This window comes from Paenibacillus sp. DP01 (genome assembly GCF_044784315.1).
Taxonomy (GTDB): Bacteria; Bacillota; Bacilli; order Paenibacillales; family Paenibacillaceae; genus Paenibacillus; species Paenibacillus polymyxa.
In genome coordinates this window covers 1,520,360-1,545,755 of record NZ_CP173059.1, presented here as the reverse complement: position 1 = coordinate 1,545,755, position 25,396 = coordinate 1,520,360, and the positions used below count along the sequence as shown (strand labels likewise).

At 46.7% G+C, this 25,396-nt stretch carries 24 protein-coding genes, 6 tRNA genes and 1 riboswitch; of the genes, 8 read left to right on the top strand and 22 right to left on the bottom strand.

Annotated features, from left to right (window positions below):
- Positions 1-118: 118 nt before the first annotated feature.
- The 5 genes from kdpC to ACH59B_RS06610 all read right to left on the bottom strand — a co-directional run bounded on the left by kdpC (position 119) and on the right by ACH59B_RS06610 (position 5,428).
- Positions 119-847 carry a potassium-transporting ATPase subunit KdpC gene (gene kdpC, locus ACH59B_RS06630; RefSeq protein ID WP_404303513.1) on the bottom strand — a complete coding sequence of 243 codons (729 nt, stop codon included), beginning with the start codon at positions 845-847 and terminating at the stop codon, positions 119-121.
- Between the two features lie 19 nt (positions 848-866).
- Entirely contained in the window at positions 867-2,897 is a 2,031-nt protein-coding gene (gene kdpB / locus ACH59B_RS06625; RefSeq protein ID WP_126666677.1) for a potassium-transporting ATPase subunit KdpB, read from the bottom strand.
- A gap of 52 nt (positions 2,898-2,949) precedes the next feature.
- Positions 2,950-4,626, bottom strand: a complete 1,677-nt coding sequence (kdpA, locus tag ACH59B_RS06620) for a potassium-transporting ATPase subunit KdpA (protein ID WP_016820701.1) — start codon at positions 4,624-4,626, stop codon at positions 2,950-2,952.
- A gap of 145 nt (positions 4,627-4,771) precedes the next feature.
- Complete coding sequence (gene kdpF, locus ACH59B_RS06615) at positions 4,772-4,849, bottom strand: K(+)-transporting ATPase subunit F (RefSeq protein WP_080561203.1); 78 nt, start codon at positions 4,847-4,849, stop codon at positions 4,772-4,774.
- A 183-nt stretch (positions 4,850-5,032) separates the two neighbouring features.
- Complete coding sequence (locus tag ACH59B_RS06610; RefSeq protein WP_016820703.1) at positions 5,033-5,428, bottom strand: hypothetical protein; 396 nt, start codon at positions 5,426-5,428, stop codon at positions 5,033-5,035.
- A 113-nt stretch (positions 5,429-5,541) separates the two neighbouring features.
- A riboswitch (cyclic di-AMP (ydaO/yuaA leader) is annotated at positions 5,542-5,713 on the bottom strand.
- A 463-nt stretch (positions 5,714-6,176) separates the two neighbouring features.
- Here ACH59B_RS06610 and ACH59B_RS06605 point away from each other — a divergent pair.
- Positions 6,177-6,662 carry a glutathione peroxidase gene (locus ACH59B_RS06605; RefSeq protein WP_025364309.1) on the top strand — a complete coding sequence of 162 codons (486 nt, stop codon included), beginning with the start codon at positions 6,177-6,179 and terminating at the stop codon, positions 6,660-6,662.
- A 146-nt stretch (positions 6,663-6,808) separates the two neighbouring features.
- Here the strand turns inward: ACH59B_RS06605 and ACH59B_RS06600 are convergent.
- Positions 6,809-6,891: transfer RNA gene (locus ACH59B_RS06600), tRNA-Leu, on the bottom strand.
- Positions 6,892-7,154: 263 nt separating this feature from the next.
- Here ACH59B_RS06600 and ACH59B_RS06595 point away from each other — a divergent pair.
- Together ACH59B_RS06595 and ACH59B_RS06590 are read left to right on the top strand one after the other, a co-directional pair.
- On the top strand, positions 7,155-7,892 hold the full coding sequence (locus ACH59B_RS06595; RefSeq protein WP_404303512.1) for an urease accessory protein UreF: 738 nt from the start codon (positions 7,155-7,157) through the stop codon (positions 7,890-7,892).
- 290 nt (positions 7,893-8,182) lie between these two features.
- Entirely contained in the window at positions 8,183-8,404 is a 222-nt protein-coding gene (locus ACH59B_RS06590) for a Rha family transcriptional regulator (RefSeq protein WP_013369935.1), read from the top strand.
- Positions 8,405-8,520: 116 nt separating this feature from the next.
- On the opposite strand, the gene ACH59B_RS06585 is transcribed toward ACH59B_RS06590, so the two are convergent.
- The 6 genes from ACH59B_RS06585 to ACH59B_RS06560 form a co-directional block, all read right to left on the bottom strand.
- On the bottom strand, positions 8,521-8,904 hold the full coding sequence (locus ACH59B_RS06585) for a helix-turn-helix domain-containing protein (protein WP_016818371.1): 384 nt from the start codon (positions 8,902-8,904) through the stop codon (positions 8,521-8,523).
- An 87-nt stretch (positions 8,905-8,991) separates the two neighbouring features.
- Positions 8,992-9,366: a helix-turn-helix domain-containing protein gene (locus ACH59B_RS06580; protein WP_016818372.1), complete on the bottom strand. Its 375-nt coding sequence runs from the start codon at positions 9,364-9,366 to the stop codon at positions 8,992-8,994.
- A 186-nt stretch (positions 9,367-9,552) separates the two neighbouring features.
- On the bottom strand, positions 9,553-10,008 hold the full coding sequence (locus ACH59B_RS06575) for a MarR family winged helix-turn-helix transcriptional regulator (RefSeq protein ID WP_017426529.1): 456 nt from the start codon (positions 10,006-10,008) through the stop codon (positions 9,553-9,555).
- A gap of 165 nt (positions 10,009-10,173) precedes the next feature.
- A tRNA-Leu gene (locus tag ACH59B_RS06570) sits at positions 10,174-10,256 on the bottom strand.
- 15 nt (positions 10,257-10,271) lie between these two features.
- Positions 10,272-10,347, bottom strand: a tRNA-Lys gene (locus tag ACH59B_RS06565).
- A gap of 86 nt (positions 10,348-10,433) precedes the next feature.
- A tRNA-Glu gene (locus ACH59B_RS06560) sits at positions 10,434-10,505 on the bottom strand.
- 246 nt (positions 10,506-10,751) lie between these two features.
- On the opposite strand from ACH59B_RS06560, the gene ACH59B_RS06555 reads away from it, so the two are divergent.
- Entirely contained in the window at positions 10,752-11,513 is a 762-nt protein-coding gene (locus tag ACH59B_RS06555) for a DeoR/GlpR family DNA-binding transcription regulator (protein ID WP_017426528.1), read from the top strand.
- A gap of 72 nt (positions 11,514-11,585) precedes the next feature.
- A complete protein-coding gene (locus ACH59B_RS06550; protein ID WP_019686561.1) occupies positions 11,586-12,461 on the top strand; it encodes a Cof-type HAD-IIB family hydrolase in 876 nt (291 codons plus the stop codon).
- Between the two features lie 168 nt (positions 12,462-12,629).
- Here ACH59B_RS06550 and ACH59B_RS06545 read toward each other — a convergent pair.
- The 3 genes from ACH59B_RS06545 to ACH59B_RS06535 all read right to left on the bottom strand — a co-directional run bounded on the left by ACH59B_RS06545 (position 12,630) and on the right by ACH59B_RS06535 (position 13,352).
- Positions 12,630-12,718, bottom strand: a tRNA-Ser gene (locus tag ACH59B_RS06545).
- A 1-nt stretch (position 12,719) separates the two neighbouring features.
- Positions 12,720-12,795 (bottom strand) — tRNA-Asn (locus ACH59B_RS06540).
- A gap of 44 nt (positions 12,796-12,839) precedes the next feature.
- Positions 12,840-13,352 carry a SprT family protein gene (locus ACH59B_RS06535; RefSeq protein WP_016821162.1) on the bottom strand — a complete coding sequence of 171 codons (513 nt, stop codon included), beginning with the start codon at positions 13,350-13,352 and terminating at the stop codon, positions 12,840-12,842.
- A 142-nt stretch (positions 13,353-13,494) separates the two neighbouring features.
- On the opposite strand from ACH59B_RS06535, the gene cmpA reads away from it, so the two are divergent.
- The gene (gene cmpA, locus ACH59B_RS06530) at positions 13,495-13,629 is read left to right on the top strand and encodes a cortex morphogenetic protein CmpA (protein WP_016821163.1); all 135 of its coding nucleotides are present in this window, start codon (positions 13,495-13,497) and stop codon (positions 13,627-13,629) included.
- 103 nt (positions 13,630-13,732) lie between these two features.
- Here the strand turns inward: cmpA and ACH59B_RS06525 are convergent, their stop codons facing one another.
- The 6 genes from ACH59B_RS06525 to ACH59B_RS06500 form a co-directional block, all read right to left on the bottom strand.
- Positions 13,733-15,955 (bottom strand): Tex family protein, encoded by a 2,223-nt coding sequence (locus ACH59B_RS06525; RefSeq protein WP_031463110.1) that lies wholly within the window; start codon positions 15,953-15,955, stop codon positions 13,733-13,735.
- 178 nt (positions 15,956-16,133) lie between these two features.
- Positions 16,134-16,484 (bottom strand): type II toxin-antitoxin system PemK/MazF family toxin, encoded by a 351-nt coding sequence (locus ACH59B_RS06520; protein ID WP_007429335.1) that lies wholly within the window; start codon positions 16,482-16,484, stop codon positions 16,134-16,136.
- A gap of 6 nt (positions 16,485-16,490) precedes the next feature.
- Positions 16,491-16,772 (bottom strand): CopG family ribbon-helix-helix protein, encoded by a 282-nt coding sequence (locus ACH59B_RS06515; RefSeq protein ID WP_007429334.1) that lies wholly within the window; start codon positions 16,770-16,772, stop codon positions 16,491-16,493.
- Positions 16,773-17,065: 293 nt separating this feature from the next.
- Positions 17,066-18,262: an alanine racemase gene (gene alr, locus ACH59B_RS06510; protein ID WP_026065391.1), complete on the bottom strand. Its 1,197-nt coding sequence runs from the start codon at positions 18,260-18,262 to the stop codon at positions 17,066-17,068.
- A gap of 267 nt (positions 18,263-18,529) precedes the next feature.
- Positions 18,530-19,807, bottom strand: a complete 1,278-nt coding sequence (locus tag ACH59B_RS06505; protein WP_017426524.1) for an outer membrane lipoprotein-sorting protein — start codon at positions 19,805-19,807, stop codon at positions 18,530-18,532.
- A gap of 110 nt (positions 19,808-19,917) precedes the next feature.
- Positions 19,918-20,550, bottom strand: a complete 633-nt coding sequence (locus ACH59B_RS06500; protein WP_016821167.1) for a LysE family translocator — start codon at positions 20,548-20,550, stop codon at positions 19,918-19,920.
- 234 nt (positions 20,551-20,784) lie between these two features.
- Between ACH59B_RS06500 and ACH59B_RS06495 the strand changes: the two genes are divergently transcribed.
- Both ACH59B_RS06495 and ACH59B_RS06490 read left to right on the top strand, forming a co-directional pair.
- Entirely contained in the window at positions 20,785-21,756 is a 972-nt protein-coding gene (locus tag ACH59B_RS06495) for an ABC transporter substrate-binding protein (RefSeq protein WP_017426523.1), read from the top strand.
- Positions 21,757-21,865: 109 nt separating this feature from the next.
- Positions 21,866-23,587, top strand: coding sequence for an ABC transporter substrate-binding protein (locus ACH59B_RS06490; protein WP_017426522.1), 1,722 nt, complete (start codon positions 21,866-21,868; stop codon positions 23,585-23,587).
- Positions 23,588-23,614: 27 nt separating this feature from the next.
- Here ACH59B_RS06490 and ACH59B_RS06485 read toward each other — a convergent pair whose 3' ends face one another.
- Positions 23,615-25,246 carry a formate--tetrahydrofolate ligase gene (locus ACH59B_RS06485; RefSeq protein ID WP_017426521.1) on the bottom strand — a complete coding sequence of 544 codons (1,632 nt, stop codon included), beginning with the start codon at positions 25,244-25,246 and terminating at the stop codon, positions 23,615-23,617.
- Between the last annotated feature and the right edge of the window lie 150 nt (positions 25,247-25,396).

The window sequence follows — 25,396 nt, the reverse complement described above, 5'->3', positions numbered from 1 at the left end:
TTCATATCACCTATAAGAAATAAAATACTTCCTTTGCAGCTATCCATCCCAGAGCATCCTAATCCATAGAAAAAGGTATCCTCCAAGCTTATCGCTCAGGGATACCTTTTTCATCCATCTATGACTTAACTGGCTTTACCTTCATTAGCGCTTCAAGCGCGAGATTCAGCTTGAGCACGTTCACACGCGGCTCGCCGAACACTCCGGCGCTGCGGCCTTCTGTCTGCTCCTGCACCAGCACCTTCAGCTGGTTCTGCCCCATCCCCGTCAAGCCACTAATACGCGGAATTTGAGCCTGTGCCGCCTGTGGCGAGATGTGCGGGTCCAGACCGGAGCCGGAGTTCGTAATCAGGTCCACTGGAACCTGACTGATGGGTACATCCGGGTTATGCTTCTGCCAATCCGCAATAGAATCCTTGATCCGCTTCACCAATGCCGGGTTCGAGGGTGCGTAGTTACTTGAGCCTGAACCAGCTCCATTATAATCGATACTTGATACCCGGCCTTGGAAAAACGCTGGATTGGTAAAGGACTGCCCAATCAGCTCAGAGCCGCTTACCCGCCCCTCCGTGTCACGAAGCATACTGCCGTTTGCTTGCTGCGGAAACAGGACTTGCGCCACTCCTGTGCTGACCAGCGGGTATGCCAAACCGCACAATAGGATCATTAGCACAGAAGTTCGCAAAGCCACTCCAATAACCGTGCTTCCTCGCATCTCTTGTCTCTCCGGTTGGTTTTCCGGCACTGCCTCCGTCCCTGTACGCTCGTTATGACCTTGTCCGCCAGACCCGGCTTTCTCATGTGCAGCAAACCTGCGTCCAGACAACATCCGATAAAAACCACTCATGTCGCTCACCCTTTCTGCACTAAATCCACAAATGTACCAGCAAATCAATGGCCTTAATGCCGACAAACGGTACCACCATACCGCCCAGACCATAAATCAGTAAATTCCGTCCCAATAGCCGATCCGAGCTCATTGGCTTATACTTTACACCCTTCATTGCCAGCGGAATCAGAAGTGGAATAATGACTGCATTAAAAATAAGCGCCGATAAAATAGCCGATAACGGGGAGCCCAGCCTCATGACGTTCAATGCACCCATTTGCGGAATAGCCAGCATGAACATCGCCGGGATAATGGCAAAATATTTAGCCACATCGTTCGCAATACTGAACGTTGTCAATGCCCCACGTGTCATAAGCAGCTGCTTACCGATGGCGACCACCTCAATAATTTTGGACGGATCAGAATCCAGGTCCACCATATTAGCAGCTTCCTTGGCCGCGACTGTGCCGCTATTCATGGCAAGACCGACATCTGCCTGCGCTAGCGCAGGCGCATCATTGGTACCATCTCCGGTCATAGCCACCAGCTTACCCTGCTCCTGCTCCCGGCGGATAACCGCAATTTTATCTTCCGGCTTGCTTTCAGCTACAAAATCGTCCACCCCTGCTTCACGTGCAATGGTAGCAGCGGTCAGCGGATTATCACCGGTACACATAATCGTGCGGATACCCATTTCCCGGAGCTGATCAAAACGCTCCTTCATGCCCGGCTTCACCGTATCCTTCAAATAAATAATGCCGTATATCCGATCATCCAGCGCCACTGCTAGCGGTGTCCCCCCTTCTGCGGCTACCTGATTCGCTTTTTCCTCCAGATCGGCCGGAACACTGCCTTTTTGCGATATAATCCACTGCCGGACAGAGTCCACGGCGCCTTTGCGTACTCTTCGTCCATCAGCGAGATCCAGACCACTCATCCGGGTTTCTGCCTTGAACTCGATAAAGGTTCCACCTGCTGCCAAGGATTCATCCAGCGTGTATTCCTGCTTACGCATCAATTCCAGTACCGAGCGTCCCTCAGGCGTCTCATCCTTTAGTGAACTCATCGCTGCCCATTTCGCTAGCTCTGCCTTTTCTATACCATCTACAACCACGAATTCACTCGCCATCCGGTTACCGAAGGTGATGGTACCCGTTTTATCTAGAATCATCGTATTGATGTCCCCGGATGCTTCTACCGCCTTGCCTGACATGGCCAGCACGTTAAACTGGGTAACTCGGTCCATACCAGCAATCCCAATGGCCGACAAAAGCCCGCCAATCGTGGTCGGAATCAGACAGACCAGCAACGAAATCAGCACGGGGACAGGCAAATCAATCTTAAAATGGCGGGCTATCGGGGCCAGTGTCACCACCACAATGAGAAAAATAATCGTTAAGCTAATCAGCAATGTATTCAGCGCAATTTCATTTGGCGTTTTTTGCCGCTGTGCACCTTCCACGAGCGAAATCATTTTATCAATAAACGTTTCACCCGGCTCAGTCGTAATCCGCACCTTAATGCGGTCACTGACTACCCGCGTCCCGCCGGTTACCGAGCAAAAATCACCGCCCGATTCCTTAATGACCGGAGCTGATTCTCCCGTAATTGCAGATTCATCCACCGAGGCCAGGCCTTCAATAACCTCACCATCGCTTGGAATCATTTCGCCCTGAGAGACGATTACCACGTCACCTTTACGCAATGCTGTTGAGCTGACCACCTGAATCTCATTCCCGACGAGCTTATTAGCTTGTGAGTCCTGCTTGGATTTTTTCAAGGAAGCAGCTTGTGCTTTCCCCCGTCCCTCCGCGAGCGCTTCAGCAAAGTTAGCAAAAAGCAGCGTGAACAACAAAATAATAAATACAGCCAAGTTAAAGCCCATTTCCTTGCCGGTTCCAAAATAACCAGGAAGCAGTAGCATGAGCAGTACGACCAATGTACCGATCTCCACGACGAACATGACAGGATTTTTCATCATGATCATCGGATTTAATTTGATAAAGCTATCCTTGACCGCCTGCTTCAAGATGCTTCTATCCAGCATGCGTTTGCGTTGTTCCTTCATGATCAAGCACCCCGTTCATCCATTCTCATTTTCCTTCTATGCTCATTCTTCATCACATGGTCAAAAATTCAGCTACAGGACCCAGTACGATCACCGGCAAAAAGGTTAACGCACCAATCAACAGGACCACTCCGATTAAGATGGCTCCAAACAGCTTGTTGTCCGTGCGCAGTGTACCCATCGTCACCGGGGTCGGCGCTTTGGCATTCAACGAAGCCGCCACAGCCAGCAATGCAATCATGGATACATATCGTCCAAAGAACATAACCGCACCTGTTGTGACATTCCAAAACACGTTGTTATCCGAAAGACCTTCAAATCCCGAGCCGTTATTTGCCGCAGATGATGCATATTCATAGAGCACCTGAGTCAACCCGTGATATCCGGGGTTAGAGACCGCATCATATCCCCAATGACTCATAAACGCAAGCGCAGTGGGAGCAAGAATAAGAAACGGATGTACCAAAATGGCAATCGCAATCAGTTTCATTTCCTTGCCTTCAATTTTCCTACCCATAAATTCCGGGGTTCTTCCGACCATCAGTCCGCATATAAACACTCCCAGAATCGCATACATCAGCATATTCATCAGCCCGACGCCCTTGCCGCCAAAAATGACGTTTAGCATCATTTCTCCCAAAGCAGCCATACCACCTAGCGGGGTCAATGTATCATGCATATTATTGACCGAACCTGTCGTTGCCGCCGTTGTGACCGCAGTGAATAATGCCGATTGGCCAATACCGAAACGAACTTCTTTCCCTTCCATGCTTCCCTGAGATGCATCCATACCCAGTGCCTGGATTAACGGATTACCTGTTTTCTCCGACACATACGTTATGGATAGAAAAATAAGGAACAAGACCATCATCGAGCTGAAAATAATCCAGCCCTGCTTGCGATTACGGGCAAACAATCCAAATGTATACGGCAGCGAAGCCGGCATTACCCACATTGCCAAAATTTCCAGTACGTTCGTCCAAGGATTTGGATTTTCAAAAGGATGTGCAGAATTAGCTCCCGCAAAACCGCCCCCGTTCGTGCCCAAATGCTTGATGGATTCCAATGAGGCAATGGGTCCCATAGCAATCTGCTGCTGTGTACCACTTAAAGTCGTAATATCCGCCGTGGGTTGTAGCGTCTGTGGTACTTTTAATCCCACCAGCACCAGCGTAAGTACAAAGGCAAGCGGCAGGAAAATCCGTATGTTGGCTTTAATAAAATCTTGAAAAAAATTACCCAGCCCTTCACCGCGCCGCGTCAATCCCCTCATAAAAGCCGCAGCAACCGAAAACCCCGAAGCAGCCGAAGTAAACATCATCATCGTGACGAACGCCATCTGCGTCAGATACGTAAGCCCGCTTTCTCCGCTGTAATGTTGGAGATTCGTATTGGTCATAAAGCTGATTACTGTATTAAATGCCAATGATGCTTCCATATTACTGTTCCCAACCGGATTGCCCGGAAGTATAGCCTGCAAGCGCAATAGCAGGTAGCTGATCCCCACAAGCACCACATTGGTTGCAATGAAACTCATAGCGTACGTGGTCCAATGCATGCTGTCCTGTTTCTTCAAGCCTACAGCCTTATAAATCAGCTTTTCCGTTCCACCAAAAATCCGATCCGTCCGATTCGGTTCATTCGAGAATACGTGATACATATAGGTGCCCATCGGCTTTACCAAGAGCAACAATATGATGATCACAATCCCAATTTGCAGTAGCTCCATCCTCTATTCCTCCTTAAAATGCTCCTGCATTTGGAACAACAGACCTGATTCAGACCATCCATTGAGTGCACACGTTTGCGAAAATCTGCATCTCTGATGCTGCATTCTTGATCTGCTGTTCCCGCCTGCTCGATCCTATAGTTGACTAGAATTTTTCAGGATTCAGGAGTGCGTAGATTAAATACACGAACACAATAGCCGTAAGTCCTAGCACAACGATCATCCTCTTCGCCCTCCTTTTGAGGTCTGCGCATCACACCAGCGTACAAACAGCAGTATCACTCCATAACTCACAGCCATTACGAGCAGCATGTATAAATCCATCATGTTCATACCCTCCGTATCGCTTTTCAGATTGCCCTTTTGATTCCATCATAAAATCATAAACCAGCTATGTTATAAGTGCTTATCCGTTCAGCAGGAAACCCACCTCTCCGTTCAATGTGTAGATCACATGGTCCGCTCCCAATCCCCGATAAATTCCTTGTGGATTACAGCCGTGCGTAATAACATAGATCAATTCTGATGTTAGTGGCCGACATATTTGCAGGAAACGGCAAGTTAGATTCAAGCTGTTTTCGAACAAATACACACTACCAATTTCTTTTTTAGGAAAATTCCATTTTCCCGCTTGCATCGTATTGATGCGCACAATGTGCTCCACACCCATTTTTTTGAGCTGTCGTTCCTCCTGGGTGCTATTTGTGAGAACTGCAAACGCCAATTTTTTGAACATAAGCAATTTCACAAAACTTCTGCCCGCTTCATTCGGTGCAGTGACAATAATTAACCGACCTTCCATCAGTAGCTCCTCTCCCGGTATAAAAAGACAACAAAAAGAAGCCGAAGGAAAAAGGCTTCCTCCGGCTTCATACATTCCATGATAAAATAAACCATGGCTGCACACGGCGGTTTGTTGCCTCTCCCTGTACGCTTACGAGGTTAGCTGTCGGATTCGGACGTGAGAGTCGCCCTATTTACGGCACTTGGCCGGAAAATTCACCCCATGAGACACACGGCTTGCAAAGCCGTATATACTCGTTGGTTCCCCCGCTTTTGCAACTGCAAAATTCAGCGCTTTAGACAATTCATTGTTGCTTCATTGTTGTTAATTTGAAATTACGTCTTGAATCATACACCCGTGCAAGGAAGACTGTAAAGCTCAACGGCAAGGCTATAAATCACCCTTTAGAGCATAGAAGATTAAGGATAACGCTTACAACCAACCTATGCTTCTCGTATCTCTCTAAAACTCTGTATTTCACCCCTTTTTGAAAATGAAAGGCATGTCAATATTGGCGTAGGGTATGGTACGGTTGCCCTTTATTTATAAAAAAGAAAGAAAATGCGCTATATGTACTAGATAATTATCGAATGAAGCCTTTTTTATGAGAAGAAACACCTCAATTTGCTCCATTTGAAGTGCGATTTACCGTTTTGAACAAAAGACGATTTTACAATGCACAATGTCTGTAGACTCTTCTGGACTTGCAACCCCTTGTTGAATTGTTCACAATTTAATTGTAGAATATTTAATTAGGAGGGATATCATGAGCGTATATAAATATGATGCACAGACCCTACAAGGGGCACAAATTCCGTTATCCACATACGAAGGGAAAGTTCTTCTTATCGTGAATACTGCCAGCAAATGTGGGTTAACCCCCCAGTACAAGGCGCTACAAGAGCTATATGACCAGTATCACGAACAGGGGCTCGAAATTTTGGGATTTCCCAGCAATCAGTTCGCCAAACAAGAGCCGGGTTCCAGCGAGGAGATCTCCGAGTTTTGCCAACTCAATTACGGAGTGACCTTTCCCATGTTCGCCAAGATAGATGTTAACGGTGATCAGGCACATCCTCTATTTCGCTACCTGACCCACACTGCTCCAGGCGTATTAGGCTCCAAAGCGATCAAATGGAATTTTACTAAATTCTTAATTACACGAGAAGGTAACGTATTTAAGCGTTATGCGCCGCAAACCACTCCAGACAAACTTGTAGGAGATATTAAGAAGCTTTTGCAGAAAAACTGACAATCTTGCACTACAGTTAAGGAGCGGTCCGTTGTCCATACGACCGCTTCTGTGACGGGAGGATATGACGAAAAGTATTTAACAAAAAAAGCATCCCTTCACGTAAAACGTGTCAGGATGCTTTTTCAACTGGGTATTGCATATAATGCGGTCGAGAGGACTCGAACCTCCACGAGCATACGCCCACTACCCCCTCAAGATAGCGTGTCTGCCATTCCACCACGACCGCATGTCATAATGTATTGAGGCAACAGATTTATTATACTCTCTCAGCAACAATTTGTAAACAAGAATATTATAAATATTTTTAATGTAACTTTATATAACATATATAAGCAATAAAATTATTTAATTTGACATAATTGAGTTCGAAGTGTAAATATATATTACATAAATATTTGAATTATTATTATATAAATAAGATTTGAGTCAAATAACATCACACAAATATTCACTTCAAGGAGGCGAACCGTCCTGCATAAAGGTAACCGGTTGCTAAACTACGCATTATTGTTGGACCCTTCCCTACCTATTGGTGGTTTCACCCGTTTCTACGGATTGGAGGAGCGTTTCCGCGCTGGACACCTGAACAGTCTACAGGATCTGAAACATTACATGCGAGACGATTGGTATCCTCAAATCACAACCCTTGACGGCATGGCCATTAAAAGTCTGTATGCAGCCATCCAGCAGAATGACGGTTGGCGGATCGCCCTTATTGATAAAATGCTGCACACCCAACATCCTTCCTCGCAGCATGTAAAAGAGTCGCGACTTTCTGGCCAGCGACTGCTCAAGCTCACCAAGGCTCTCTATCCTTGGCTCGCATTTGACCAACTGGAAGACACACTCACTCAATACAATGCAATTGGCACACTCGCTACTGTCCACACTTGGATTAACTCCCTCCTCGGAAGCGATATAGAACAGACCATTCACGGCTATTTTGCCACAGCGGTATCCTTCTGTATCGAAGATGCCTTTAGACTGCTCAATCCTCCTTATGAGGAAAAAAGTCCTCTTATCGATCATATGACCAGCGAGTTGCTTACCACCTGGAAGAAGATTAACAAACCTACGCCAAGCTCATATCAGCGCCATCTTTTCCACAGCCATCGGACCAGCTCCTACATCACTCAGCCACCCTATATGAGCCATAGTAGCCAATTGAATGCATCCAGACCCTTTTCCTCCTCCGTCCTATTTAAACACCTTCCAGCATCCCTCTGATGCGTCGTTTACCAATCTAGCAGTCACAATAAAAATACTCTGCCCTTTTCTCAAGCGGCAGAGTATTTTTATTCATGTATCCCAAATTCACACCAATAACAGACCATAGTCGGATTATTTTCACTTTTTGCACTTAATTAAGTAATTATTTTAACAAAATGCCGTATTTAAGATTGTATAAACACGTATAAAAGTGTATCATAGTTTTAGATGGTTAATTCTAACATGTTTACTGATGATTATTATATCACACCAATTATTCTGTAAGAATCCGTAAGGGGCGATTTCTCTTGAACAACAAAATGCCTGTCACCTCCTTCGGGTGGGCCATCAAACAAAGGCTTGTCGAGCTTCGGCTGGATCAGAAAACATTTTGCGAGACACATAATATTCCACCTTCACGCTTGTCCAATCTGATTCACGGCACCCGCAAAGCACAAAGGTACAGAAAACAAGTTGCTGCAATTCTGAATATCGACGATAACGATTATAAGGAGGCGACACCACACTAAACCGAACAAGCATTTCAGCAACCAATGCGTCGCCATATTATCAGGAAACCAAATAAACCCGTAAACCGAACCCTCAGTTCGTTTTACGGGTTATCACCCAGGCGTTTAGCCATAGATTATTCAAGTTTTGTTTTGTCCTTCTCTCTTTTTTGCTTACGGTACTTCGCAAATTCAACGTATTCTAAAATAAAGTTCTGTTCTTCTGTCTCAAGATCTTCAGCCTGGCAATTCAGTGGCCCCATCACCCCAAAAAAATAAGCAGCCTTCTGCTCCTGAAGCACGCCTTCCCCTGGCTTAATCCCTTTCATCAACCAGTCGAGCGATACATTAAAAAAGTCCGAAATCTGAATCAAATGGGCGGTACCTGGCGTTGTTTTTCCCCTTCTCCAATCACCGAGATTCCCTGAGCTAATTTTAAGCTTTTCACAAAATGCCTTCTTGGTCATTCCTCGATCCTTAATTAAAGCTTCAATCCGCTGATAAATAGTTTGATCTCCCACAACGTTTCCCCTCCGACACTGTAGCTTTTTCTAATTAATTTTCAATTGTACACATTAGAATGTCCTTATCAAATCCCACAGCAAACATTAATCAGTAGTTGAATTGGGCTGGTTTTTCTCTTTACGAAAGCGGGTAAATTCAATATACTCAAGTATAAAATCTCTTTCCGCCTCACTTAGCGATCCCCCCTGGCAATTCAGTTGCCCTGAAGCTCCAAAAAAATAAGGGTCCTGCGACTCCTTCAGCACCTTACTCTGCACGTCTCGACCCAGCATAATCCAATCCAGACTAGCGTCAAAAAAAGAAGCGATTTCTATGAGTTTATTCGTGCCTGGTGTCGTTTTTCCTCTTTTCCAATCTCCAAAGTTCCCTGTACTAATGCCCAACTGCTGGCAAAACGCCTTTTTGGTCATACCTCGTTCCTTAATGAGCTCCTCAATGCGTTGGTAAATAGATTGCATAGAAGTTCCTTCCTCCCTAGCAGGCTCTCCAAATAACGATATCATGTCCCTTGTTCCCTTTTCAAAGATCGCGTGTGCTAAAATTACCGAATTATGTATGTTGGTTTTCATTATACCACAATATGCAACAAAAACCGCCTGTTTTCCGAAGAAAGGGCGGTCTTTAAGTCAGTTCGCTTACGCCAATCACGTAGCAGAGTTGTCGATTTTAAGTAAAATCCGCTTCAATTCGTTCAACGTTTCACTTAAGTGCAATAAATCTTCTTCCGGCAGATACACCAGTCTCTCTTGAATTTTATTAGAGAAGGTATGAAACACCTGTTCACAAAAAGCGTCGCCTTCTTCTGTAATGGCTACGTTCACGACTCTACGATCCGAGTCGCACGATTGACGGTCAGCCAACCCATGCTCCACCAGCTTATCCAGAAGAGGAGTCATGTTTGGACGAGAGACATTTAGTTGTTTGGACAAATCGGATACCGTAGACGAACGCACTTCACGCAGAAGCAAGAGTACCTGAAAGTTATTAGGCGACAAATGCAACGGAAAATCAAGCGGACCGTAGGTGAAAAATTTCTTCTTCACAATCGGAAACAAGCCCAAAATATTTTCTGATATATTTCCTAACAGTTGAGTGTCCATATTTTTCACCGTCACTTCATAAGTTTATATATTTATTATTCTATAACATTATGGCGTTATATTATACTATGGAATCATTATTTCATCATAATCATTGTTTAATTGCATCCATGCACAAATAAAAAAAGCCTCTAACGCGAGAGACTTTTCCGTTTATTCCATTGATGCGGTCGAGAGGACTCGAACCTCCACGAGCGTACGCTCACTACCCCCTCAAGATAGCGTGTCTGCCATTCCACCACGACCGCATAACAAAATATAAATGGTGAGCCATGAAGGACTCGAACCTTCGACACCCTGATTAAAAGTCAGGTGCTCTACCAACTGAGCTAATGGCTCATGCTGTTCATCCTAGCTGTCCGCCATTAGATCAGACCTCAGGAATTCCCCTTAAGCATGCAACATGTAGTCTGTAAAGACAACAATGACCCGTAGGGGATTCGAACCCCTGTTACCTCCGTGAAAGGGAGGTGTCTTAACCCCTTGACCAACGGGCCTTATGAATGTACACCAACTTGACGACAAGAAAGAGTATATCAAATAGAATAGTAAATGGCAATACTTATTTTTAAAATTTTCAAAAAAGCTATTTTATATAATTGTAAAATGCACATTTACTTACATTAACTTATTTATTATCATCTAAACCCTGAAAAATCACGATAAACGATTGCAATATCACTTACATTTACTTATAATCACTTACGAGATACCGAAATGATTATATATTAGAGGAGCTTTCTATGTATCAGGAAGAACGAATGTTAAAAATCGTTGATTACTTACAGCTTCACAAGCGTATTTCGGTGGATGATATTTGCGAAATTTTTAATGTTTCACGGGATACGGCCCGCCGAGACCTGGTAAAACTTGAGGAGCACCAAAAAATTATTCGTACCCGCGGCGGTGCCCTTCTCCCTAAACTGCATCACGATCCAATTGGAAATTATAACGAAAGACTGCTTACTGTATCTGAGGAGAAACAAGTGATCGGACAATTGGCTGCCAGTATGGTACGAGATAGGGATCGTATTATATTGGATTCCTCTACCACCGTACAGGCGTGTGCAGAAAGACTGAATGTGCAGGAATGTTCGGTTATCACCAATTCAATCAATCAGGCTGACGTACTATCTGGAAAAGACGGTGTCTCCATTCATCTATTGGGGGGCCGCCTCCAAAAAGAACACCGATATGTATACGGCTCGTCCGTAATCGCCACTTTGTCTCACTATTTTGTAGACAAAGCTTTTATCGGGATTGGAGGCATATCAGCTCACGGACTAAGCCTGATTCATGAAGAGGACGGTATGCTGAAGCATCAGATGATGAAACAGGCAGATCAGGTGATCATCCTTGCGGACCATTCGAAATTCGGAATCAATTTCCCGTATCGTTTTGCTGATTTGTCTGAGGTTAATATCGTGATCACCGATCGCTTACCAGAACCGGCGATGCTGGAAATTTTGCAACACCATGATATCGAAGTTGTTGTCCCCTCATAAACTTGAAGCCAATCGCTCTAACTAGACGCAATATGTATAACAGAGATATCAGAAGACAGGAGCTGGAGAGAAATGAAACTGTTTGCGATTGATATGGATGGAACGCTATTGAACGAGGAAGGAAAAATAAGCAAAGCCAACGCAGAGGCAATCCGCAAGGCACAGCAGCAAGGTGTTCAAGTGACGATTGCCACTGGCAGAGCCGCTTATGATGCCTGGACAAAGCTAGAGGAAGCAGAGCTGGTTACTCCCGTCATCGGGGCAAACGGCGCCACTGTGCACGATGTGCATCGGCGCCAGCTAACCTCTACTCCTATGGGCCGGAGCGAAACATTTGAAGTGCTAAGCTGGCTCGAGGGTAACGACTTCTACTATGAGGTCATGACAGACCGGGCTATTTATTCTCCACAAAAGGGGCATCAGCTACTTGCTGTTGAAATGGACCGCTTGCTGAGCGCCAACCCAGATATTTCGCTGGATACTTTATTACATGCAGCTGAAAAACAATATGAACAGACCGGGCATACCCGCATCGCTTCATATGAGCAGATTCCAATGGATGTAGAGATATATAATGTGCTCTGTTTCTCCTTTGATCATGCCAAATTGGAACGGGGGCGTAAACGTTACCGAGATTTTCAAGGTCTAAACATGGTCATCTCCTCAGATCGCAACTTTGAAGTCGAGCATAAGGATGCGTCTAAAGGTAATGCATTGCTTTATCTCGCGAATTATCTGAACATCCCTATGCAGGAAGCCGTAGCGATCGGTGACAGCTATAACGATATTTCCATGCTGACGATGGCCGGAAGAGGTATTGCCATGGGCAATGCAAATGACGACATTAAGGCTGTCTGCTCCGAAGTTACCCTGACCAATGTGGAAGATGGCGTTGCTCATGCTCTGTTGAACCTCCTCAACACCGTTGAGGCTGACACTGTGAAATAGAAGGGATTAGTTGCGTACTGCGTACAACTCAGGCTAACGCTGTTTCATGCTGTACGCAACATGTCCGTCTTACATATAACAATTCTTAAAAAGCAGATCTAGACGAAAAAGACGCTCGCAAGCATGGTTACCATGCATAGGAGCGTCCTTTTCTGTTTGAAATACCAACGGAGAGAGAGGGATTCGAACCCTCGCACCGCTTACGCAGTCTAACCCCTTAGCAGAGGGTCCCCTTATAGCCACTTGGGTATCTCTCCATGGCTCCCCGAACAGGACTCGAACCTGTGACAACTCGATTAACAGTCGAGTGCTCTACCAACTGAGCTATCAGGGAATATTACTGTAAATTATCATACAGTATGGTTAATTTACCATGAATCAGGGGGCCTCGTCAAGTGCCAACAAGCGAAGTTTACCTCCACATTTCCCACAGCGATATCGCTGTGGATTCATTTTACGCTTACGCATATACTCCTGTTGACAGGAAACACACACTAGCTTGTAACGATAAGGCTGAGGCTTTCTTCCCACTCTTCCCGGTAGGGTCTGACAATGCCTGCTTCCTCCTACGCGAGCCAGCCATGCTTTGAAATCAGCATCACGATGCTGGTAGCCCATTCCGCGCAGATGTAGATGATAATGGCACAGCTCATGCTTTATAATTTTTTCCACCTCAGAACGTCCATAAGCTGCGAGTTGATGTGGATTAATTTCAATATGATGACTTTTCATAAAATATCGACCGCCTGTAGAAGACAGCCGCGCATTAAAGGTGGCTTGATGTTGAAACGGCACGCCAAAGCTCTCCAGCGAGATGCGCTCTACCCATTCTTGAAGTTCTTTATTACTCATGGAAGGGTTCATTGAATTGCTCAGAGACTTGGACTCCATCCTTATGGTTTCCCTCCTTTGCTTCATACTGACAAGCATATTATAAAATGACGGCCGAAGTCTAACCCTGGTTCATAAGCACACTTTAGGTATCCACCCCATATGCTAAACATACAGATGTAACGCAGAGGAGGAGATCGGCTTGCCTCAATGGCTCAGCAACCAGCTCATGCGGGCCTTTTACAAGAAGGACCGACGCCAAATTAAACTGTTGAACGATTGTTGGTTTTTTTATCATAAAGCACCTGGTATAGAATTTGACGCCAACAACGGGTAGAAGCAGAAAAGTTCCAGAAATGAAAAACCGGAGTCTCCAATATGATTCGGAGATTCCGGCTTTTTTTACTCTCACAAAAGGTTATACAGCTTTATTTAAAGCACTATGCCTGTGACTGCGCATCTGCGGGAGGTTTCATAGTCAGACCTACCCTGCCTTTTTTCAAATCAACATTCAACACCCACACGGTTACGTTATCACCAACAGATACAACATCCATCGGATGCTTAACAAAACCACTGCGCAGCTGTGAAATATGAACCAACCCGTCACTTTTAATACCGATATCCACAAATGCACCGAAATCAATGACATTGCGGACCGTTCCCTGAAGTTCCATACCCGGTGCCAGATCCTCGATCTTCAACACATCCTTGCGGAATACAGGCAATGGCAACTCGTCGCGCGGGTCACGACCTGGTCGCTGGAGGCTGTCCAAAATATCCCGCAATGTTGGTACACCAACTTCCAGCTTCGCAGCCAGCTGATCAATATTAGACACATTCAGCGCTTCTGTTGCAACTTTCGAACCCAGATCATGGGCACTGATACCTAGCTCCGCCAACAGACGGTCTACGACAGCATACGATTCAGGGTGAATCGGTGTGCGATCCAGTGGATTTTCTCCACCCGGTATACGGATAAAGCCAACGGATTGCTCGTAGGTTTTTGCGCCAAGTCGCGGCACCTTCTGCAACTGACGACGGTTGCTGAATTTACCGTTTTCCTCACGATACTTCACGATGTTTTTAGCAATAGTAGCGTTGATCCCTGCTACGTAGGACAACAGCGCCGAGGAAGCCGTGTTCACATCCACACCGACGTGGTTAACAGCCGATTCCACAACGTCCTTCAAGCTCTCATCCAGATGTTTCTGCGACACATCATGCTGGTATTGACCTACACCAATGGCCTTCGGCTCAATTTTGACCAGCTCAGCCAGCGGGTCCTGCACACGACGCGCGATGGACGCCGCACTGCGCTCAGCTACGTCCAAATCAGGAAATTCTTCCTGTGCCAGCTTGGAGGCAGAGTATACGCTCGCACCTGCCTCATTGACGATCAGATACGCGAGGCTGTTGTCACCAATATCCGCGATAACTTCGGCTACGAATTGCTCTGTCTCGCGTGATGCGGTTCCGTTACCAATGACAATCAACTCGATGTCGTATTTAGCAATCAGCTGCTTGAACGTTTCGGCAGCCTCACGTTTCTTGTTGTTCGGCGGTGTTGGATATGTCACAGCCACTTCCAGCAGCTTGCCTGTGTCATCGACAACTGCCAGCTTGCAGCCTGTCCGATAGGCCGGATCGACTCCAAGCACACGACGCCCCTTGATCGGAGCCTGTAGCAACAGGCTGCGCAAATTGCCTGCAAAGATAGAGATGGCCTGCTGTTCGCCCTTCTCTGTCATTTCAGCGCGCACTTCACGTTCGATAGATGGCGCGATAAGTCTTTTATACGCATCCTCAATGACACTGCGTAGCAGGTCTTCCACCACAGACGATCCTTTAATCACTTGACCTGCCACATAATTGTAGATGGAATCCGGTGCTACCTCCAAACCAACCTTGAGAATGCCCTCCCGCTCTCCGCGATTAATCGCCAGAATACGGTGAGGTGGCATTTTCTTAGCCAGCTCACGATAGCTGTAGTAATTCTCATACACAGACTCTTGCTCGGTATCCTTCGCTTCAGAGGTCAGCATCCCATGATCCAGCGTGTATCGACGCACCCATTGGCGAATAGCCGCATCATCAGCTATATTTTCGGCCAAAATATCCATGGCTCCTTGGATGGCTGCCTCAGGGGTTTCGACTCCCAGTTCAGCATTCACATAGGATTCAGCTTCTTTCAAAGCATCACCCTGCTTCGGCTGACCCCAAATCCAGATGGATAGCGGCTCCAACCCCCGTTCCTTTGCCACACTGGCGCGAGTCTTGCGCTTTTGCCGATATGGACGATACAGATCCTCCACTTCTTGAAGTTTAACCGCAGAGGTGATAGCAGCCTGCAGCTCTTCAGTCAGCTTGCCCTGTTCATCAATAATGCGGATGACCTCTACCTTACGATCCTCCAGATTACGTAAATACAGCACACGATCTTCAATTTCACGCAGCTGATTTTCATCCAGCTCTCCTGTCATTTCCTTACGATAACGCGCGATAAAAGGAATTGTATTTCCTTCATCCAATAAACTGATCGTTGTCCGGATTTGCTTGAGTGCCAGCGACAGCTCTCTCGCCACTTGTTTGACAATCCGTTCTTGGCGTTCTGCTTCGTTCGGCTCCTGCCCAATTTCCGTCTTCATTTCCTCGTTAGACAAACCTATCCCTTCTTCCTCACAGCTCTTGTCATACATCATGTCTTTTATTATCACAAAAAATGATTCAAAGCGCCAGCAGGTGACGTAAAAGCAAGCCCTACCTGTATTTTTCTTCGGACATGCAAAAGGACAGCGCTAGAGCGCTGTCCTTTCCCGTTTCACTCGTCGTTCCATCATACTAAAAATCAATCAAACCGAGACTGATCTGTAGCGAATCGCTCACTTTGCGCATGGTTTCTTCATCCAAATGGGTGATTTTGTCGGTAAGCCTTTGCTTGTCGATCGTCCGGATTTGCTCCAGAAGAACAACAGAATCACGATCAAAGCCATGCGTCGCCGCGTCGATTTCCACGTGTGTAGGCAGCTTTGCCTTCTGAATCTGTGCTGTGATGGCTGCTACGATCACGGTAGGGCTAAACCGGTTGCCGATATCATTTTGAATGATCAGCACAGGTCTGACGCCACCTTGCTCGGAACCGACTACGGGTGAAAGGTCTGCAAAAAAAACGTCGCCGCGCTTTACGATCAATATGGATTACACCCCGCTAACTGTACGGCCCAAGGTGCTGTTTGCATCTTCCTCCGCGTGAAAGGCTTCAGATGCCATGGTCAGGTTAATTTTAGCCATTTCCATGTATCCACGCTGCATAGCTTCACGAATGTAACGTTTTTTACGTTCACCTACATAAAGCTTCATTGCCTGCCTGATAAATTCACTGCGGTTGGAATTCTCCATAGCTACGATCCCGTCCACTTCCTGCAAGAGATGATCTGGCAAACTGATCATTATTCTTTTGGTGTTCTGCAAATTGGCCAACTTCTCTTCCACCCCCAAAACCTTGTCGCCATTGTACCATTATAACGTTATTCCCGGTAATTTATTCAAACGGAATATAAGAGAATGTATATGATATGCGTATATCATCTATGCTGCATTCCATTATAAACTACGCAGTTCGTTTTCGTACAGGCGTTTGATCCCCGAAATACAAGTGTCAGCGGAGCCTAGTGCGTCTTTTGACAGTTATAGCGCTCTTTTCTTTCCTTTGTACATATTTCGGGACGTTCTACGAAAACTCCTGCTTTTATCCGGTAATTTGCGTTATGAAATTAATTCCAGCGGGTTGGAAGAAGCGAGTTCACCCGAACGACAGGAACATGATCTCGCATGTAAACACGCGGTACCCTGTCTGCGATCATGCAGATCACCTCGTAGTGGATTGTACCAAGCTTGGATGCCAGCTCATCCGCCGCAATGATTTCGCCGGACTGCTGGCCGATGAGAACAACCTCTTCGCCGGTTTGGATTTCTTCCGCATCCTCTGCGAAAGATTGTAAGGATACCATACACTGGTCCATGCAGATCGTACCGAGTACAGGGACGCGACGACCGCGTATCAACACTTCGACCTTCCCACTTAGCATGCGGGAGTATCCATCCGCATAACCAATTGGCAGTGTGCCGATCCGCTCTTCATCAGAGGTTACATACCGGGTGCCGTAGCTAACCCCCCAGCCGGGAGGAAGCGTCTTGGTATAAACCACCGCCGTCTTTAATGACAATACAGGCAACAGTTCAATGACTTGCCGGTTAACCTCATCAGACGGATACAGACCGTATATACTGATGCCAATCCGCACCATATTGGGGGAAAGGGAAGGGGTATCAATGGTGGCCGCGCTGTTGCCCGTATGTATAATGGGAATAGAAATACCTTGTTCCCTTAGCGCATCCGCCACGCCCCGAAACCGATCATATTGTAGCAGTGTATAGCTTTTATCTTCTTCATCCGCACGGGCAAAATGGGTGTACATGCCTTCCAGCAGCACCTGCTCTAATTCGTGAACCTGCCGGACAAAAGCCAAAGCCGTTTCTCCAGGCAGCAAACCGAGTCTTCCCATACCGCTGTCTATTTTGATGTGCACCTTCAGCTTGCGTTCGCTTCCTTGGCGATCCAATCTGCAGATACCCTCCAGCACTTCCTCACTAAACACAGTCAATGAGATATCATGCTCCCAAGCTGTTTGGACAGCTTCAGGTGAGGTATAGCCGAGTACAAGGATCGGCAGTCCAACCCCCGCATGACGAAGCTCCAGAGCCTCATCCAGAAAAGCGACGCTCAAATAATCCGCACCAAGGCGTTCCATTTCCTTTGAAATTTCTACGGCACCGTGACCGTAGGCATTAGCCTTGACACAGACCAGCATCAGCTTATCCGCAGGCAATGCCTTGCGAAAGGCCTCATAGTTGGCGCCAAGGTGATCCAGGTTGATTTCGGCCCGGGTCGATCTGTATTGTGCTTGCAAAATCCAGTCACCTTCTTCAATTGTTAGCCTGTAACGTAACCTTTTACCATTTTGGATATAGCAAAATCCTTGCTTCCAAAGGTTAATGGTAATGTTCAGAGACGTGGCTGTCAATGGCAGGGGGCTCTGCCAGCCTCCTCTACCATCTTTACAATAGAACAAGATATACAAGCGATGCACATCTTAGACTGCGAATGAACAAAAGACGGATACGGGCGGTAGCAGAGCATTTTACACTCTAGACCGTCTGCATCCGTCTATAAAATTTTATTTACCCGATTGTTCCTGTATAGAAGCGGCAATTTGTATCATTTCGCTCACAGGCAAGTCAGCACTGGTGATTCTGAACTCTATTCCATCATTCATCCAGGTCATCGTCTGCTGTTCACTTCCTGTCAGCACGGCAAAACTTCCTCCAATATCAACCAGTTCGCCTGCCGTCAATGCGACCGCCCGATCTTTTGGACGCGCCTCCACAATGGTATAGTTATACGTTCCGCTGTACCGCAGCATCACTGCATGTGTACCATTATCCTCCAGCTCCGGCGTATCCTTGATTTGTACTCCGGCTGGCGTGTAGGACGGTTCAATCAAGCCGAACTCACCCAACACAGCTTCTGCGGCATCCGTTCCCGCTGACGTTCCAGTTGCAGCATCCGCTGTGCCCGGTGTCTGTTGCTGCTCCTCTGCGTTAGCTGCTGCTTGCGGCTTGGACGTATCGCCAGTGACAGCTCCGTCGCTCTTTGCTTCACCAGACGGTTGCTGGACATCGCCCCCTACGGTTCCCTGCTCTTGTCCGGCTTCACTGGACGTCACGCCAGTCGTCCCTTCTAACGTACCGGTCGTATCAAGCGGACCGCTGGAATCCACTGCCCCTGAAGATGGCGATCCCTCGTTACCTGCATTCGTTTTTCCGGAAGCCATATTCCGCTCCATATCAAAGGAATCCTTGTCAAACTTCGTATCAAAAGCAAATTGATCGAATTTCAGATCGACAACCACCTTGGCATTCGCATCAGATACTTGTACCTGAGTAGGGGCATAGTTGTTTTTGGATAGCCAAATCTTTTGCCTTACCAGCGCATGGCTATTGTAGTTCGCGGCCACATCAAACACATAGGATTTATCGTCGGTAGCCAACTGACGGGAAGCATCACCGATAATGCTGCGAACCAGCGTCTCATATAAATATACCTGACCCTGATTGTTTGGCCAGTCGCTCTTGAAACGGAAGCTTTTGTTCAGGCTGGGGGTCAGTACAAATACACCCTCATCATTACGAAGCACAATTTGCGTAACATCTTTTTTCTCGTTCGTCATGGCAATTCGGTAATAGGACGGCTTGCGATAGGAAATATCCACCTTGTATTCCTGCGGCGTGTCGCCGGTATGCAGCGTCATCAAAGCTGTACCGTGGTAGCTGTTCAGGTCGCTCACCACGTCACTCAAATCTTTAACCACATCGTCTGCGCTCTTCTTGCCGCACCCGGCCAGCAGCAACGTTACACACATGACCATGGCAAGCATCCATGAAATCCGGCGCATGTCATCAACCCCTTCAGCACATGTTTTAAATGAATTAGTACATGTCTATGAAGGACTTGTTCGATTTATGCAGACTGGCATGACAAGCTTGAGCGTATCCTTGTGTCATGCTATAAAATCTTTTGGAGACTGATCATAAATTCATACAAGAAATAAACTGAAAAACCAATCAAAACCACACCGGCACAGATTGTAACCCACTTGATGGCGGTTCGGTTCATGGCTTTTCGTGTTGTCGCTACGAGGGTCATCAAACCTAAATCATGAATAAGAATACCAAACAAAATACCTAAGCCAACAATCAAAAATTGACTTGTATTTGACCGATCAAATGAACTTGCCAGCACAGTCCCAAAAACACTTACCCAGAACACTAAATTCCCTGGTGAAACAGCTACAAGCAGCCCATTTTTATAGGAAGAAAATAATGATTTCGTCTTTTTCTCTCCTTCTAGTGCAATATCATGATCCGCATTTTTAATGCTGTCGTACCCCACGTAGCACAGAAATATGGCTCCAACGAGCCACATGATCACCTGTACAACAGGTAAGGACAGAACAGAGGCCAGACCAAAATATAAACCAATGATTAATAACAAATCGATGGTCATCCCCCCGAGCCCCACAATCCATCCATGCATAAATCCATTCTTTAGCCCTTGCTTCGTCATTTCAACCGTAATGGTACCTACAGGTAATGCTATGGAGAAACCTAGTAAAACATATGTAATAAACAATGCCATTTCAAAACCCCTTTCAAATGTATAAAAACGTTATTCTATATTATAAAAAATGACAAATCAATAAAATGTTGAAGCCTGTATGAGCTTAAAACACATGAGACTTATTTTGTACAAAATCGGATTCATTGACCAAGTTTGTCCATTGAGTATTGAGGTTCCAGCACTTATCATTGCTTTTGTGATAATAATTCTCATTCGCAAATTTATGAACTATCATATTATACGGAGGCTGCTATGACCAACAAAAAATCTACTCGACAATACACTGCTCTGATCTGTCTATTCTCTCTTATGGGGGCATTGCTGCTAGGATGCGGCGCATCTGATAAGCAGACTGCAAGCAGCAACACAACAGCATCTACAACCTCGGAAGCTGCCACAACTCGTGCCTACACAGACTATAAGGGTCATACAGTAAACATTCCCACGACTCCTGAGCGCATTGCTTACTTCGGAGAAAACTATGGGGATCTATTGGTTTTAGGCGTACAGGCTGTTGGTACATCGACTTCTATGATCGAGGGAAAGATATATGAGAAAAAAGTTCAGAATGTATCGGACCTAGGATTTCCCATTGATTTAGAAAAAACATTGGCTCTACAACCAGACCTAATCATCACCGCCGATACGGATGAAAAACAATACGCAGCGTTAACGAAAATTGCACCTACAATTATGTTCGATACCTTCGCTCCACTGAACGATCGTTTGCTACATCTCGGAGACATTGTGAACAAGAAAAAGGCTGCTGAGGACTGGCTTGCCCAATATAAAATCAAGGAAGCAGAGATGTGGACCAAACTTCATGCGCAAGGTGTTAAGTCGGGTGAAACAGCTTCGGTCTTTACCTACTATCCCGGTGATCGTTTGTTCGTCATGGCACGGACAGGCCTGTCACAGATATTATATGAAGAGAATGGTCTCAAGCCTACTCCTCTTATTCAGAAAGCGCTGGATGAGGACAAAGGATTCGTGCAATTATCACAGGAAGTAATCGGACAATACGCTGGAGATCGGATTTTCATACTAAGCACTCCAAGTTCAGAAGCCCAGCAATCCACCGAACAATTAATGAAAAGCAAGCTGTGGCTTCAGCTCCCTGCTGTCAAGCAGGGACATGTGTACATGCAGGACATTGGCAAAACCGAAAGTGATGCATCTACTCGGGAATGGTTGCTGGAGGAAATGCCCAAGCTCATAAAATAAGATTGGAGAAGCCTATCGTCCTTGTTGATAGGCTTCTTTTTTGTTGAACCTAAAGGAGGTATACTTATGCATATATGATAACCATTCTCAGTAAAAGGAGCTTTACACCGTGAATCAGCCTTCGTCGTCTGTAAATTCACCTCCACCCAACACACTGCTTTTTCATTTTAAAGGAATTGTGTTGGTTAGTGAGCCTACCGTTGGACAAATATCTCAATCAAATTCCGATCACTGTCTGCTTATGTTCATCGGCGGGGCTGGTAGGGTGGATGTGGGTCAAGAACAATATGTATTCCATTCAGGTCATGGGTATTGGTTAACTCCTGGCGAATCCTATCGCATCGCTCCCTTGGATGGAACTGTTCCTGAATACTACAAAATCACGTTCAAGGTCATTACCATGCCGTTGGAGCCACAATCGGACGCGACCTTGGTTGAAAACGCAACGGGCATGCCATCCATATATCACGGATCTGTCCTGCCAGACCCGCGTGAATACATCGTTTCCTCTTCCTTCAAGCCTATTCAGTTGGCCGAAGAGTTATTTTATAGCACCCAACAAACAATACAGCCTCATAGACAAACCACTGCATTGCGTCAGCAAATCATGTTTCAAGAGCTGCTCTTACTGTGGCAGGAAGCCCACGTCCCTATTAAGCATAACGAGGGCTTTAATCCGACATTGCCTGCATCGGTGGAAAGCACCCTTGCATATATGGAAAACCACTACGAAAAGCCTATTACCGTCAAGCAGCTTGCCGAACAGGCCAACGTTTCCATATGGCAATACTCCCAGCTGTTTCGCAAAATAACGGGCAAAAAGCCGTTGCATTACCTCACTGAGCTGCGCTTGAACCATGCCAAGCGGCTGCTGCTGGAATGCAAACGGCCTTTACGTGAAATTGCCCGTCAGGCGGGTTTCTCTGACGAATATTATTTTAATCGGCGTTTTAGGCAAATGACCGGGGTTCCACCGGGTAAATATGCGCTTTCCACTCCCGGTTCTGTGTGCGTTAAGGATTGGACTGGCCACCATATTCATATCCCTCGTCGAGCGAGCCGCATCATCTATCACGGAGAAACGATGGGCGATTTGCTCGCGTTAGGAGCCACAGCCATAGGCGGAAGCCTGCGGCTCAGTGAATACAGCGTCTATAAGCATCGTCTTGAGAACGTAACTGACGTGGGACTTCCGCTGGATACCCGCTTGACCAGCGCTCTTGATCCTGATCTGATTATCATCGCCAACTCGGATGAACAGGAATATGAGCGTATTGCAAGCATCGCGCCCACCGTCACCTTCAACTCCTTTGCCGCCCTGGAGGAACGACTGCGTACACTTGGCGCCTGGCTCGATAAGGAACAAGAGGCCGAACGCTGGTTAGCGACCTTCACCGCTCGTAATCTGGCGATGTGGCAGCAGCTCAGCACGCATATCACAGCCGGAGAAACCGCCTCTGTTTTTATCTACGACCATGGCGATCGGCTCTTTGTCATGGGCATGTCCGGATTCTCATCGGCCCTCTACCACCCGCACGGCTTCCAGCCTGTCGAGCCAATCCAAAAGATGCTTGATGAGGGACTGGGCTTCGCAGAAATTAATCCAAACGAATTGCCTGATTACGCTGGCGATCGCATATTTATGCTCGTCCCTACGGCACCAGACTCCAAGCATACGCTGGAATGCATGCTCAACAGCCCTCTCTGGCATAGCCTCCCTGCTGTGCGTCAAGGCCAGGTATATTTCGTAGAAGCAGACCGCTGGAACTGGAGCGATGCTATGACTCGGCAAAAGCTGCTCACTGCACTGCCCAAACTGCTCGTTCGTTGATGCTGAAATGCTGTTATTTTTCAAAAGCTACATGAGTCCTTGAATAGTCCCATCTGCCTCCAGCGACATATGCTCAGCTGCTGGAGATTTGGGCAATCCTGGCATCGTCATGGTATTACCTGTTTCCACGACTACAAAGCCTGCGCCTGCGGACAATGATACGCTGGACACGTGAATGGTGAACCCCTCCGGCGCACCTAGCAAGGAAGGTTGATCTGAGAAAGAATACGGCGTTTTGGCCATACATACAGGCAGTTGTCCAAAACCAAGCTGCTCCATACCAGCCAACGCCCGTTTGGCTGCAGGCGTGTAAGCCACCTCTGCCGCACCGTAAATCTCCTTGGCAATGACACTAATTTTCGCTTGCAAATCAAGCGTATGATCATATAGCGGCGCAAAATGGGCTTTATCCTTCTGAAGTAAGTTCAGCAGGCTTTGGGCCAATTTTTCTCCCCCTTGGCTTCCCTGCGCCCATACTTGTGAAAGCTCTGAGGGTACACCCAGCTTGCGGCATTCTGAGAAAATCAAATCCAACTCAGCTTCGCTATCTGTTACAAAATGGTTAATCGCCACCAAGACAGGCACACCAAACTTTTGCAAATTCCGTACATGCCGGCTCATATTGGCTAATCCGAGTTGCAATTGCTCCAGATTTTCCGCATCCAGCTCCTGTTTAGCTACACCGCCGTTATATTTCAGCGCTTTGGCGGTTACAACCAGCACAGCCGCATCCGGCTGCAAGCCGGACTGGCGGCACTTGATGTCAAAGAACTTTTCCGCTCCCAGCTCAGCCCCAAATCCCGCCTCTGTGACGACGACCTCTCCCAGCTTCAACGCCAGCTTTGTACCGATCAGACTGCTACATCCATGGGCAATATTAGCAAAAGGTCCACCATGCACAATAACCGGAGTGCCTTCCAACGTCTGCACTAGATTAGGCTTTAATGCTTCCCGAAGCAGCACAGCCATTCCTTCCACCGCGTGCAGATCCTCTGCTTTTACCGCTTCACCGGATTCGTTATATCCAATCACCATCCGACCCAACCGTACTTTAAGATCGTCCATATTTTCACTTAAGCATAGCACCGCCATGACTTCCGATGCCGAGGTAATCAGAAAGCCGCTTTCTCTTACCGCTCCATTCCCCGTTCCCAATCCAGTCACAATACTTCGCAAGCTCCGGTCATTCATATCGACAGCCCGTTTCCACACGATTCGGTCTGGCTTCAGCCGCAAAGCATTTCCATGGAACAAATGGTTATCAATCATCGCTGCCAGCAAATTATGTGCTGCCGAAATCGCATGTATATCCCCTGTAAAATGCAGATTAATGTCTTCCGCCGGAACAATCTGGGCCTGTCCTCCCCCGGTGGCTCCACCTTTCATCCCAAAGCAAGGTCCAAGGGACGGCTCACGCAGCGCAGCAACGGTTTTATGCCCCATCGCGTTGAGTGCCTGGGACAGCCCGATGGTTGTCAGCGTTTTTCCTTCTCCAGCCGGAGTGGGATTCATCGCTGTAACCAGCACCAGCTTTCCATTCGGGCGATCCTTCAGTTCCTCCCACAGAGATGGATTCAGCTTCGCTTTATATTTGCCATACGTCTCCAGATGCTCTTCTTCAATTCCTGCTTCTTTGGCTATATCAATAATCCTCTTCATCTTTCGTTATGTACCCCCCGTTTTATAAGTCTGACCCATGGTGTCGAACCCTTTATCATTTTATTCTACCAAAGTGTACGGTTTATTGCGCTATGATTCATTTCATCGCAAGCATGACTATCCTGTGAGTTATAAAAAAAGCATCCCCTG

Bases quoted from the DNA above. Each gene is read 5' to 3' on its own strand.
- ACH59B_RS06500 (WP_016821167.1), bottom strand. From the start codon at position 20,550: ATGGCATTGTTTATTACATATGTTTTACTAGGTTTCTCCATAGCATTA.
- kdpA (WP_016820701.1), bottom strand. From the start codon at position 4,626: ATGGAGCTACTGCAAATTGGGATTGTGATCATCATATTGTTGCTCTTG.
- ACH59B_RS06555 (WP_017426528.1), top strand. From the start codon at position 10,752: ATGTATCAGGAAGAACGAATGTTAAAAATCGTTGATTACTTACAGCTT.
- ACH59B_RS06605 (WP_025364309.1), top strand. From the start codon at position 6,177: ATGAGCGTATATAAATATGATGCACAGACCCTACAAGGGGCACAAATT.
- kdpB (WP_126666677.1), bottom strand. From the start codon at position 2,897: ATGAAGGAACAACGCAAACGCATGCTGGATAGAAGCATCTTGAAGCAG.
- ACH59B_RS06550 (WP_019686561.1), top strand. From the start codon at position 11,586: ATGAAACTGTTTGCGATTGATATGGATGGAACGCTATTGAACGAGGAA.
- ACH59B_RS06485 (WP_017426521.1), bottom strand. From the start codon at position 25,246: ATGAAGAGGATTATTGATATAGCCAAAGAAGCAGGAATTGAAGAAGAG.
- ACH59B_RS06495 (WP_017426523.1), top strand. From the start codon at position 20,785: ATGACCAACAAAAAATCTACTCGACAATACACTGCTCTGATCTGTCTA.
- ACH59B_RS06505 (WP_017426524.1), bottom strand. From the start codon at position 19,807: ATGCGCCGGATTTCATGGATGCTTGCCATGGTCATGTGTGTAACGTTG.
- kdpF (WP_080561203.1), bottom strand. From the start codon at position 4,849: ATGATCGTTGTGCTAGGACTTACGGCTATTGTGTTCGTGTATTTAATC.
- ACH59B_RS06610 (WP_016820703.1), bottom strand. From the start codon at position 5,428: ATGGAAGGTCGGTTAATTATTGTCACTGCACCGAATGAAGCGGGCAGA.
- ACH59B_RS06580 (WP_016818372.1), bottom strand. From the start codon at position 9,366: ATGCAATCTATTTACCAACGCATTGAGGAGCTCATTAAGGAACGAGGT.
- ACH59B_RS06575 (WP_017426529.1), bottom strand. From the start codon at position 10,008: ATGGACACTCAACTGTTAGGAAATATATCAGAAAATATTTTGGGCTTG.
- ACH59B_RS06535 (WP_016821162.1), bottom strand. From the start codon at position 13,352: ATGGAGTCCAAGTCTCTGAGCAATTCAATGAACCCTTCCATGAGTAAT.
- kdpC (WP_404303513.1), bottom strand. From the start codon at position 847: ATGAGTGGTTTTTATCGGATGTTGTCTGGACGCAGGTTTGCTGCACAT.